The following is a 12,212-nucleotide window of genomic DNA, read 5'->3' on the forward strand; positions in this document are numbered from 1 at the left end:
GCTTACCCTACAGTTGAACACCAGAGAAAGACATAAAGCCTAACGCCATCAGACCAACAGTAATGAACGTGATACCAAGGCCACGAAGACCTGGAGGTACGTCAGAGTACTTCATCTTCTCACGGATACCCGCAAGAGCAACGATAGCTAACATCCAACCCACACCAGAACCGAAGCCGTAAACAACAGATTCAGCAAAGTTGTAGTCACGAGTTACCATGAAAGATACACCACCAAAGATTGCACAGTTAACTGTGATCAGTGGGAGGAAGATACCTAGTGCGTTGTACAAAGGTGGGAAGAAACGGTCTAGAACCATTTCTAGGATTTGTACAAGTGCCGCGATAACACCGATGAATGCGATGAAGTTAAGGAAACTTAAATCGACACCTTCAACAAGCGCGTTTTCTTTCAGGATGTGTGTGTAAACAAGGTTGTTTACAGGAACAGCGATTGTAAGTACTACAACTACCGCAACACCAAGACCAAAAGAAGTTTTAACTTTCTTAGATACCGCTAGGAATGTACACATACCTAGGAAGAAAGAAAGCGCCATGTTTTCGATGAAAATCGATTTAACTAGCAGACTAATATAATGTTCCATGACTACCTTACCCCTTCGCTTCTACTTGTTCTGGTTTGAACACACGAATTGCCCAAATCAAGAAACCAATTAGGAAGAACGCAGAAGGTGCTAGAAGCATCAAGCCATTTGGCTGATACCAACCACCGTTGCTCACTAGAGGTAGTACTTCCATACCAAATAGTTTGCCAGAGCCTAGAAGCTCACGGAAGAAACCAACAGTGATAAGAACGAAACCGTAACCAAGACCGTTACCAAGACCATCGATTAGAGATGGGATTGGCGCAGACTTCATTGCGAATGCTTCAGCACGACCCATTACAATACAGTTAGTAATGATTAGGCCTACGAATACAGATAGCTGCTTAGAGATATCGTATAGGTATGCTTTAAGCACTTGGTCTACCACGATTACTAGTGATGCGATAATTGCCATCTGAACGATGATACGCACACTGTTAGGAATGTGGTTACGGATCAAAGAAACGAAGAAGTTAGACAGAGCAGTAACGAACATTACCGCGATAGTCATAACAAATGCTGTTTCTAGCTTAGTGGTTACCGCAAGAGCAGAACACACACCAAGAACCTGTAGCGCGATTGGGTTGTTGTCCAACACCGGCGCTAAGATGCTCTTTTTAATTTCTTTTGCACTAGACATTAGTTCAGACCTCCGTCACGAACTTTTGCTAGGAACGGACCAAAGCCCATATCACCTAACCAGAAGTCAAATGTATGTTGAACACCAACGCTAGTCAGTGTTGCACCAGAAAGGCCATCTACACCGTGCTCAGAACCTTGAGGAGCGCCACCTTTAACAACCTGAATAGCAGGTTTGTGGTTTTCGTCGAATAATTTCTTACCAACGAATTGAGCGCGCCAAGATGGGTTCTCAACTTCACCACCAAGTCCAGGAGTTTCACCTTGCTCGTAGTAAGTGATACCAGAAACTGTGTTGCCATCAGTTTCTACCGCAACGAATGCGTACATCATTGACCATAGACCGTTACCGTGAACAGGGATGATAACTTTAGAAGTTTCAGCGCCATCTTTCACAAGGTATACAGTACCCGTGTTAGCACGACGAAGGATCTTAGCGATGTCATCTTCAGCTGAAAGCTTGATTGACTGAGCTGGATCTTTTGCCGCTTTACGTTGGTCGTATGCAGCAGCATCGCCGTCAACGAAATCGCCAGTAGCGAAATCAACTAGACGAGGTTCAATGTTCTCTGCGTACAGTTCAGGGATATTACCCGCAAGTTCAATGCCCGCAACTTCAAGGATCTTAGTTTGCTGATCCAGAACTGCGTTAGCTTGTTGCTTAGGTTTAAGAACAACTGCAGCTGTTGAAACGATGATTGAGCACACTAGGCTCAATGCGATAACAACAAACAGCGTCTTTTTAATGCTATCGTTATTACTTGCCATAGCGCGCTAGTCTCCGCTTAATGTTCTTCTCGATTACAACGTGGTCAAACAGAGGAGCAAATAGGTTTGCGAATAGAATCGCAAGCATCATGCCTTCTGGGTATGCAGGGTTAACTACACGAATCATTACACACATTGCGCCGATTAGGATGCCGTACCACCACTTACCTTTATTGGTAAATGAAGCTGATACTGGGTCAGTCGCCATGAAGAACATACCGAACGCGAAGCCACCTAAAACTAGGTGCCAATGCCAAGGCATGCTGAACATCGCATTAGTGTCAGAACCAATCACGTTAAATAGTGTTGATACTGCAACCATACCGATCATTACACCCGCAATGATGCGCCATGACGCAATGCCCATGTAAACAATCATTGCTGCACCAATCATAAGTGCAAGCGTTGAAACTTCACCGATAGAACCTGGAATGTTACCAATGAATGCGTCCATCCAAGTGATTGCTTCACCTGATGTTACGTTCATTAGTGCACTACCGCCGCCTTGAGCCCATTGGCTAAGCGCTGTTGCACCAGAGAAGCCATCTGCAGCAGTCCAAACTACGTCACCTGAAATCTGTGCAGGGTATGCAAAGAACAGGAACGCACGACCAGCAAGAGCAGGGTTCAAGAAGTTACGACCCGTACCACCGAAGATCTCTTTCGCAACAACAACACCAAAGGTAATACCTAGTGCTGCTTGCCATAGAGGAAGCGTTGGCGGAACGATAAGCGCAAATAAGATAGAAGTAACAAAGAAACCTTCGTTGACTTCGTGCTTACGCACCATACAGAACAGTACTTCCCAGAAACCACCAACGATAAATACCGTTGCGTAGATAGGTAAGAAGTAAGTCGCACCCAAGAGCATCTTACTGCCCCAACCTGCATCGGCCCCTAAGGAGGCTCCAAGCATTTCGGTTAGCCAGTAGTGCCAGTTACCATCAATGATAGAAACTAGTTCTGCACCTGAATACATGTGGTTTAGTGCTGCGATAGCCTGACCACCTGCGTTGTACATACCCCAGAACATTGCTGGGAATACCGCAAGCCAAACCATGATCATGATACGTTTTAAATCAACGCTATCACGGACATGCGAGCTTTTCTTTGTAACAGTACCTGGTGTGTAGAAAAGTGTTGCTGCTGCTTCGTAAAGCGCAAACCACGTTTCGTGTTTACCACCTGGTTCAAAATGATGCTCGATGTCTTCAATAAACTTTTTAAGGCCCATGAAAATTACCCTTCCTTCACAATTGTATCTAGGCATTCACGAAGTAACTGACCGTACTCGTACTTACCAGGACATACAAAGGTACACAGTGCTAAATCTTCTTCATCTAGCTCTAGCGCACCAAGTGCTTGTGCACTATCAACGTCACCAGCGCATAGATCGCGAAGCAGCAAAGTAGGCTCCATATCTAATGGCATTACTTTCTCGTAGTTACCAATTGGAACCATAGAGCGATCACTACCGTTCGTTGTCGTTGTCATATTGAACAACTGACCTTTAAACACGTGACCAAGGAATGAACGAGTAACAGAGAACTTGTTCTTACCAGGCATAGCCCAGCCGAATAGCTCTTTATCACGACCTTCACGAAGAACCGAAACTTGTTGATGGTAACGGCCAAGGTAAGCATGTGGACCTGAAGCGTGAACACCAGATAGCACTGAACCTGAGATCAGGCGAACTTCACCTGGCATCAACTCGCTGTCCGTCAACTCTTCAAGGCTAGCACCAATTTGAGTACGAACTAGACGAGGGTTGTTAACTACTGGACCAGCCAGAGAAACAACACGCTCAGAGTAAATCTCACCAGTAAGGAACAACTTACCGAATGCGATAACGTCTTGGTAGTTAATGCTCCACGCTACATTTTGTGCATTTACCGGGTATAGGTAATGCATATGCGTGCCTGCAAGACCTGCAGGGTGTGGGCCATCAAAAACATGTTCTTCAACGTTAGACTGAGCTGAACGAGGTAAGCTAGTACCTTTTTTACAAACGTACACTTTACCGTTAGTCAGAGTTGAAAGAAGATCTAAACCAGCAACGAAAGCATCAGACTGCTCGTTAATGATTAATTCTGGCTCAGCTGCTAGCGGATTAGTATCCATAGCAGTAACGAAAATAGCCTGAGTTTCAGAATCAACTGCTGGAACCTTGCTGAACGGACGAGTTCGCAAAGCGGTCCATGCGCCAGACTCAACTAACTGAGCTTTAACCGTTTCACGGTCAAGACTTGCTAGTTGGTTAGCTTCATAGCTATTGAACGTGATTTGCTCATTGCCTGCTACTTCAATCACTACTGATTGAAGAACACGCTTAGCACCACGGTTCACTTCAATAACTTTACCGCTTGCTGGAGAAGTAAATACAACACCTGGGTTCTTTTTATCTGCAAAAAGAACTTGGCCTTTCTTCACTTCATCACCAACGCGAGCATGCATCGTAGGACGCATACCAACGTACTCTTCGCCAAGCAAGGCGACTTTAGTGATGGACTTACCATCATTAATCACCTGGGATGGAGTTCCTGCGATAGGAAGATCCAAACCCTTCTTTATTGTAATCATACGCACTTGCACTACTTTATCGGGAAAAAGATTCTTTTAATTGCGTAAATTCAGGACGTTTTAAAATCGCCCTTAGACACGACATTACAGTGTCCGGTTTTGGTAAATTTGAGATACCAAAATCGCAACATTACATTAATAAACTCATCACAAATATTATGTGAGATTTATCAGGTGCCGTATTCTAGCATTTTTTGACAACTTGATGCCATGACCAATAACTTGAATACCGCGTTTATTTGGTGAGATTTGAAGCATATGGACTCTCAAATATGTATAAATTTGACGAGCCGCACAGATAAAATGGCTTTTGAAACGTGTTTTAAACAAGAGATTAATACTCTGTCACAAACTATTATTTTACGAGTTATGTTGAAACACTGTTAATAAAAACATTACTCATTGTAGGTATTTTTAGTCGTTCAAATTGCCATCAGTTTGAGTGATATAACAACGAAAAACACATAGGTTTGGCGACAAAAAAGGCGGCATCACCACCTTTTGTCAATATGCTCGCTGTGTTACTTGCCACCACCCATACACATAGGGCTGTCTGGCACGTTATCGAGCTGCTTCATCCATTCATCTTTTGTATAAGTGTGAATGGACAGTGCGTGAATATTATTCGCTAGCTCTTCTGAAAGAGCTTTATTTACCGCTCGATGACGAGCAATAAGACGCAATCCTTCAAACACATCACTGACAACAATCACTTTAAAATGACTCTCAGAACCGGCCGGAACATTGTGCATATAGCTCTCATTAACCACGTTTAAATGACTTGGTGAAAACTCATTGTGCAATTTTGTTTCGATAACTTCTTGGATCATTGTGATTCCTTAATAACGTATTGGCATTATCCGTGGGATGAGTATAAACCCTAAGCGGTCGACTGTCTGAGTATTTGATAGCGAATGGCGTAGGTTTGGTTGAGTTTTTTCTATCTTGTTCAGCCTGCATTTGAGACAATATCTTTGTTATTTCTTACATAAGTATCTCAAGCAATGAAAACCGAACTTACCCTTCACGATAGAACTTTAACCTTACATCGTTTCCCGAAACGTTCAAATGAAACCCTTCAAGCTTGGGATGCGGGCGACGAATACCTGATCAGTCATGTTGAAGAGATGAACCTCGAACCTGGCAAACACATCCTGATCATGAACGACAGCTTCGGTGCCCTATCCGCTTGGTTCTCGAAAGATCATGATGTCACCATGATGAGCGACTCATTTATCTCTCATCGCGGTGCCCTGAAAAACTTGCAGCGCAATCAAAGTAACCGAGTGAACTTCTTGAACACGATGGATGATATCCCACACGGTATCGACCTTGTGATCATGCAGCTGCCAAAAACAAATCGTCACCTAATCTGGCAACTGAGCCAGCTACGCCAAGCATTGCCTGAAGGCTGCCAAGTGATCGGCGTCAACAAGGTAAAAGAGATTCACACCTCTACGCTTAACCTGTTCGAAAAATACCTAGGCGAAACCAAAACATCACTAGCGAAGAAAAAACACCGCTTAGTCTTCTCATCTCCAAACTGCCAGCCAATTCAAACGGTAGAGCCTTTTGTTGAATGGGATGTAGACGGTGAAGATATCCGCCTGAAAAATTTACCAAATGTTTACTCAGGGGAAGCACTCGATCAAGGCGCTCGCTATATGCTAGAGCACATCCCTCAAGATCCTGAGCTACGTCATATCATCGATCTTGGTTGTGGCAACGGTGTATTGAGTGTAAAAGCAGGGCAATTGAACCCACAAGCCCGTATCACCTGTGTGGATGAAAGCTTTATGGCGGTGGAATCGGCGCGCCAAAACGTCAAAGATAACCTTGGTGAAGAAGGCAACTTCCAGTTCATCGCCAACAACTGTTTAGATGGCTTCAAGAAAAACAGCACCTACTTAGTGATGTGTAATCCTCCATTCCATCAGCAACAAGCGATTACGGATCACATTGCGTGGCAAATGTTCTGTGATGCAAAGCATGTTCTAAGCAATGGAGGCAAATTAATTGTTATTGGCAACCGACACCTCGGATACGATGTCAAACTAGCAAGACTATTTGGTGAAGCTAACGTTGAAACGCTTGAACTAAACCAAAAATTTGAGATATTACAAGCAACAAGAGAACCTGCGAATTTTAATAAATAAGCAGAAACGACTTCACAAGAATTTAAGATACCGAGCTTCTGGTGTGAATTTAGAAAGGATAAAGGAATGAAAAAACTGATTTTGGCTGCTTCTATTATGGCTTTGACAGCATGTTCAGCCCCTCAGCAAGAACAGATCAATGTAATGCCAGAAGCTTCACTAAGCTCAAGCAACCTTGTACAAGGCAAAACATACACACTAACCAGTAAAGATGTTCGTGCCGCTCAATATGTTGCATTGGTTGATAGTGGCCGTTCAAACATTCAGCCAATTCACGCTAAGCAAAACATGCGTATCTCTCTAGAAAATGCTGTTGCACAGCAGTTAGAGTCTCAAGGTTTTCGTGCGAGCGTAAACAGTGAAAACTCGATTGTTTTAGAGATTCAAGAAGCACTCGTTACCGTAGAGCACACCATTATGGAAAACAAAATGGACGGTAAAGTAACGCTTGAAGTTACCGCTGAAACGCCTGAAGGCAAACTAGTTAAAACATTCAACGGCACTGCAACACGCACTGGTGCATTGAGTGCATCTAACGACGACATCTCTATGGTTCTTAATGACGTGATCAACTTGGTTCTTACTGAGATCGCTAACGACCAAGAGCTACAAACTTACATGAAGGAACGTTTCTAATGGGTCGTATTTTATCTTCTATCGCATTAATGCTAGTGAGCGTAAGCGTTTGGGCTGGTCCTAAAGTAAACGTGGAAACAACATTAGGCGACTTCACTATTGAGCTTAACCAAGAACAAGCACCAGTTAGCGCGGAGAACTTCCTAAAATACGTGGCAGACGGCAGCTACGAAGGCACTATCTTCCACCGTGTTATTCCTGGCTTTATGGCTCAAGGTGGCGGCTTCGATCAAGAGATGAATCAACAAGCAACTTACGCTCCTATCAAGAATGAAGGCAGCAATGGCTTGAAGAACGATACAGCAACAATCGCGATGGCTCGTACTAATGCGCCAGATTCTGCAACTCGTCAGTTCTTCATTAACTTCTCTGATAATGACTTCTTGAACGCAAAAGGTAGCAACCCAGGCTACGCTGTATTCGGCAAAGTAACTGAAGGTTTTGATGTTGTTCAAAAGATGGCAACGATTCCAACCAAGCGAATGGGCCGCATGTCAGACATACCAGTTGACCCAATCGTCATCACTAAAGTGACCCTTCTTAAGTAATCCAATCTAACGCCCTTATTTCTTAAGGGCGTTTTTCTACACAAGGACGCCCTATGTCATCAGGCACTCCCTCTCTTTCTTGGATGCAGACTTTCCGCAGCTACCTAGATAAACGCCTACTTTGGGTGTTTATGCTCGGCTGTTCGAGTGGCTTCCCATGGGTTCTTATTGGATCCAATATGTCTGGTTGGCTAAAAGATGCAGGTTTAACGCGTGCTGCCATCGGCTACTTTGGCAGTGTGTTTGCCGTGTATGCGATTAACTTTCTATGGGCACCATTGGTAGACCGAGTAAAACTGCCGGTGCTTCACGCAATACTCGGCCAGCGACGCAGTTGGATCTTTTTCTGCCAATCCATTGTTTTAATCGGTACCTTATTCATCGCAGGCGTCAATCCCGCAGAGAATTTGGCGTTTACTTCAATGTTGGCGCTCGCTATTGCCATTGCCTCGGCCACGCAAGACATCGCGATTGATGCATTTCGTATTGATACCTTCCCAAAATCCGAAGCATCAAAGCTGCCGCAAGCTTCTGCAATGGCAGTGATGGGTTGGTGGACGGGGTATTCTCTACCAGGCTACCTTGCCTTTATTAACGCAGACTCAATCGGTTGGAATGGTGTGTATTACGGAATGGCAGGCGTCATTGTCGTACTAATGTTGTTTACGCTTTTTGTCGGAGAGCCAAACACACAACGCGAAGCCCTGCAAGAACAAGCTCAGCAACGCCACAATAAGGTTATCGGTTCGAAAGTCGTGGCTTGGTTCAGTGTTACCGTGTTAGAACCGTTTTATGACTTCTTCAAACGAAACGGAGTTCAAGTTGCCATCACCCTACTGCTGTTCGTATTCCTATTTAAGATAGGTGAAGCCTTCTTAGGTCGTATGTCGATCACCTTCTATAAAGAGATAGGTTTTAGTAACGAACAGATCGGCCACTATTCGAAGTTAATTGGTTGGGGCGCAACCATATTCTTCACTTTGGTAGGCAGTGTCTTCAATGTAAAATTCGGCATTGTACGCGGACTGATGATTGGCGGTGTTGCCATGGCAGCCAGTAATCTAATGTTTGCATGGATCGCTCAAGCAGGCCCAAGTGAAACACTGTTCTTGGCAACGATTATTGTCGATAACTTCACGACCGCCTTTTCAACAGTAGCTTTTGTCTCTTTCTTAACGTTATTAACTGGGCAGGCCTTCTCTGCAACCCAATATGCATTACTCGCATCCTTGGGTAACTTCGGTCGAACAACACTGGCTTCATTTAGTGGTGAATTGGTCGATTACCTCAATGATTGGTCAACCTTCTTTATACTGACCGCACTTATGGTGATTCCAAGTTTGATCATGCTCTACTCGTTACGCCACTTTTTCACGGATTTATTAGAGAAAGCCAAAACTAACCAAGAATAGAGTCAAAGAAAACAAATAAGAAGAGGGTAGCATTGATCTACCCTCTTCTACGTTCTGTCTTCAGATCTAGTCTGTTGTTTCACTGACAATTAGGTTAAAACCCGTACCCATCGAATCATCAATCGCCACCACTTGATACACTACACCATCAGCTAAGGTTGCGGGCGCAGAGTCGATAGCCACAACCGACGGCTGACCCGCTACAGTAATCGTCACAAAATAAGACCCCGCCGCAACATAAATGCCATTCGCATAATCTTTGAACTTCACATCACTTAGCGCTGGAGTGCTACCAGAGATCCCCGCGTTTTCTGTTAAGTAAATATCCACCGAAGCCGCTATTGGGTTAGCAGCGGCGTGGGTAATGTTTAGCACCGCGCTGGTCGCAACCGGACGACGGTTTTCAGGAATAACCAATGGTTCCAAACTCAGTGGAGTTACCGTCCCTACTGCATAGATGCTGTAATCCATACCAGCAAATACCGCGACTCCATCTGCATCAATCAGTGCATTGGTTGTAGTGCCATCAGCAAAGATGTCAATGTCATAACTTCCTGCGGCTAAATCGATAAAACCGCGGATCTCTTTAAACATCAAATCAGCAAGAGGTGCAAATGCAGCTCCGTTGACAAAAACATCTACATCTGGGGCGCCATCAACGAGATGACCGACTCTTACTTCTGCAGTTTCTGCCATGTCGTAGATTAAAGATGAGCCCGAACCGTCCATTACCATCAATTTTACTGGAGAAGTGCTATTGGAGTCAGCTCTTGGCACAGCCGCGATCGTTAGCTCGCTACCGCCAGACAGAGTTATTTCTCCGGAGTCAAAAGCAATAGCATTGCCGCTCACGGTTTCTAATCTCACTCGGTATTGCCCTGCTGGAATATTGAGTACGTCAGTAAAATCTTTATAAGCTAAAGTCCCTAACGGTGCGCCCAATGGATCACTAGGACCAGTGACATACAGATTTACATCGCCAACCCCTGTTGCCGCGTGTACTACTTGCACATCTAGGCTTGAACTTGTTGCCGTTCCTGCAGCAGGGCGAGTAACAACCAAAGCCTCTACAGGATTGTTGGATCCATCGGCGTCGCCTACAACCATCACGGTGTAATCTAATTCACCGCTTAAATCGAATTGGCTTGGAGAAATAACAGTAGCAACAGCGTCACCTGGGAGTTGAACATCGACTTGAAGAGTTGTCTGTCCTTGATCTACTGAGGCGTATCCGGATGCCTGAGCATAATCGACACCGCTCCAACGAGCCTGGCTATTGACTAAAACGTTAGCTAAAGGCGCATCTGGCGATGCATGTACAGCTTGTAGTTGAGTTGTTGGTTCATCGTCATCATCACACCCAACAATGAAAAGGGCTGATATCGCTACAGCGAGTATAGGTGAATATTTCATCGGTCTTCTCTCCAAAAAAGTTAGACCAGTTCGTCACACAAATGATTAGTCCAATAACTAATCTTTAAAAAGTATTTCAAAATCTAGTGCAGTGAACTGTCTTTAATTCTCCGTGATTCAAAAAGTAGCTAGGTTCAAATCCCTAGGCAGTCATCACATGAGTTGTCCATCAATTGATTCCAACTCCACTACGCTGTTGGTCAAAAATAGATCAAAGACGAGATTAAGAGGTGGTTTGAATGAGTCATTTTTTAAGAGAAAACGCTTAGAAAAGAATACTGTTGATTTTGATATGCATATCACTCTATTTAGTATAATCGTTTGCTTAGAGCGGTTATTCACCAATTTATCTACAAAATAATCCAATTTCACAAAATCAATAGAATTAGAGGTGCATCAAGATGCATTGCCGCGTTAAAGTTCCATCATTTAGATCATTAGTGTGATCCACTTCAAATTAATAATTGTAGTTTTCACTCTGTCTCACTTTTATTTGAGAACAAAATCGCTATTATGCTCGGCATTCGGACATCATAAACACGCACGGATTAGCGGGTTATTCATTTTTAACATAGAGAGTTCCATTATGCGTAAATCACTTTTAACTCTTGGCCTACTTGCAGCAACTTCTGCTCCAGTAATGGCAGCGGATTATTCTGACGGCGACATCCACAAAAACGATTACAAGTGGATGCAGTTCAACCTTATGGGTGCATTCAACGAGAAGCCTGGTAACTCTAGCCATGATTACATGGAAATGGAATTTGGCGGTCGTTCAGGAATCTTCGACCTATATGGCTATGTTGATGTATTTAACCTACTTTCGGATCCAGGTAGCGATAAAGCAGATAGCGAAGCAAAAATGTTTATGAAATTTGCTCCTCGTATGTCTCTTGATGGGTTGACAGGCAAAGACCTTTCATTTGGTCCAGTACAAGAGCTTTACGTTGCCTCTGAAATTACTTGGGACGGAGTTAACACAACTGACACTACTTTTGGTGTTAACCAGCAAAAAGTTGGTCTAGGTTCTGACGTAATGGTTCCTTGGTTAGGTAAAATTGGCCTAAACCTTTACGGTAACTACGATTCAAACGTTAAAGACTGGAACGGCTACCAAGTTTCTGCAAACTGGTTCAAACCATTCTACTTCTTCGAAAATGGTTCATTCATCTCTTACCAAGGTTACATCGATTGGCAATTTGGTATGAAAGATGAATACAGTGCAGAAAGCAGTGGCGGCGCTATGTATAACGGTATCTACTGGCACTCAGATCGTTACGCTGTAGGTTACGGTCTAAAAGCATACGAAACTGTTTACGGCTTAGAAGATGGCGGTTTCGCCGGTCGTACTTCAGGCGTAGGTCACTACGTAGCAGTAACTTACAAGTTCTAATAGAACTTCTAAGAAAGTTTCCAAAATGGCACCCTCGGGTGCCATTTTTTATTGCTTTCATTT

The 12,212-nt window shown here is 43.9% G+C and carries 12 protein-coding genes; 5 read left to right on the forward strand and 7 right to left on the reverse strand.

Annotated features, from left to right (window positions below):
* Nucleotides 1-7: 7 nt before the first annotated feature.
* The 6 genes from nqrE to bolA form a co-directional block, all read right to left on the reverse strand.
* A complete protein-coding gene (gene nqrE / locus AB6F11_RS06785; protein WP_009848375.1) occupies nt 8-604 on the reverse strand; it encodes an NADH:ubiquinone reductase (Na(+)-transporting) subunit E in 597 nt (198 codons plus the stop codon).
* A gap of 7 nt (nt 605-611) precedes the next feature.
* Nucleotides 612-1,244 (reverse strand): NADH:ubiquinone reductase (Na(+)-transporting) subunit D, encoded by a 633-nt coding sequence (locus tag AB6F11_RS06790; RefSeq protein WP_008223083.1) that lies wholly within the window; start codon nt 1,242-1,244, stop codon nt 612-614.
* Nucleotides 1,244-2,011, reverse strand: coding sequence for a Na(+)-translocating NADH-quinone reductase subunit C (locus tag AB6F11_RS06795; protein WP_017059911.1), 768 nt, complete (start codon nt 2,009-2,011; stop codon nt 1,244-1,246). The genes AB6F11_RS06790 and AB6F11_RS06795 overlap by 1 nt, the downstream gene beginning before the upstream one ends.
* A complete protein-coding gene (locus tag AB6F11_RS06800; RefSeq protein WP_004735208.1) occupies nt 2,001-3,245 on the reverse strand; it encodes an NADH:ubiquinone reductase (Na(+)-transporting) subunit B in 1,245 nt (414 codons plus the stop codon). The genes AB6F11_RS06795 and AB6F11_RS06800 overlap by 11 nt, the downstream gene beginning before the upstream one ends.
* A gap of 5 nt (nt 3,246-3,250) precedes the next feature.
* Nucleotides 3,251-4,591, reverse strand: coding sequence for a Na(+)-translocating NADH-quinone reductase subunit A (locus AB6F11_RS06805; RefSeq protein ID WP_032545690.1), 1,341 nt, complete (start codon nt 4,589-4,591; stop codon nt 3,251-3,253).
* 521 nt (nt 4,592-5,112) lie between these two features.
* Nucleotides 5,113-5,421, reverse strand: coding sequence for a transcriptional regulator BolA (gene bolA / locus AB6F11_RS06810; protein WP_017064186.1), 309 nt, complete (start codon nt 5,419-5,421; stop codon nt 5,113-5,115).
* A 174-nt stretch (nt 5,422-5,595) separates the two neighbouring features.
* Here bolA and AB6F11_RS06815 point away from each other — a divergent pair, with 174 nt between their 5' ends.
* From AB6F11_RS06815 to AB6F11_RS06830, 4 genes are all read left to right on the forward strand, one after another.
* Nucleotides 5,596-6,747 carry a methyltransferase gene (locus AB6F11_RS06815; RefSeq protein ID WP_017068516.1) on the forward strand — a complete coding sequence of 384 codons (1,152 nt, stop codon included), beginning with the start codon at nt 5,596-5,598 and terminating at the stop codon, nt 6,745-6,747.
* Between the two features lie 66 nt (nt 6,748-6,813).
* The gene (locus AB6F11_RS06820) at nt 6,814-7,383 is read left to right on the forward strand and encodes a YajG family lipoprotein (protein WP_017059907.1); all 570 of its coding nucleotides are present in this window, start codon (nt 6,814-6,816) and stop codon (nt 7,381-7,383) included.
* On the forward strand, nt 7,383-7,931 hold the full coding sequence (locus tag AB6F11_RS06825) for a peptidylprolyl isomerase (protein ID WP_017059906.1): 549 nt from the start codon (nt 7,383-7,385) through the stop codon (nt 7,929-7,931). Before AB6F11_RS06820 ends, AB6F11_RS06825 begins: the two co-directional genes overlap by 1 nt.
* A 53-nt stretch (nt 7,932-7,984) precedes the next feature.
* Complete coding sequence (locus AB6F11_RS06830) at nt 7,985-9,343, forward strand: AmpG family muropeptide MFS transporter (RefSeq protein ID WP_102394089.1); 1,359 nt, start codon at nt 7,985-7,987, stop codon at nt 9,341-9,343.
* A 66-nt stretch (nt 9,344-9,409) separates the two neighbouring features.
* Here the strand turns inward: AB6F11_RS06830 and AB6F11_RS06835 are convergent, their stop codons facing one another.
* Nucleotides 9,410-10,756 (reverse strand): DUF4397 domain-containing protein, encoded by a 1,347-nt coding sequence (locus AB6F11_RS06835; protein ID WP_102394088.1) that lies wholly within the window; start codon nt 10,754-10,756, stop codon nt 9,410-9,412.
* A 586-nt stretch (nt 10,757-11,342) separates the two neighbouring features.
* Between AB6F11_RS06835 and AB6F11_RS06840 the strand changes: the two genes are divergently transcribed.
* A complete protein-coding gene (locus AB6F11_RS06840) occupies nt 11,343-12,149 on the forward strand; it encodes an outer membrane protein OmpK (protein WP_102394087.1) in 807 nt (268 codons plus the stop codon).
* The last annotated feature ends 63 nt before the right edge of the window (nt 12,150-12,212 follow it).

It is taken from the genome of Vibrio sp. 10N.247.311.14 (assembly GCF_041467715.1).
GTDB lineage: Bacteria > Pseudomonadota > Gammaproteobacteria > Enterobacterales > Vibrionaceae > Vibrio > Vibrio crassostreae_C.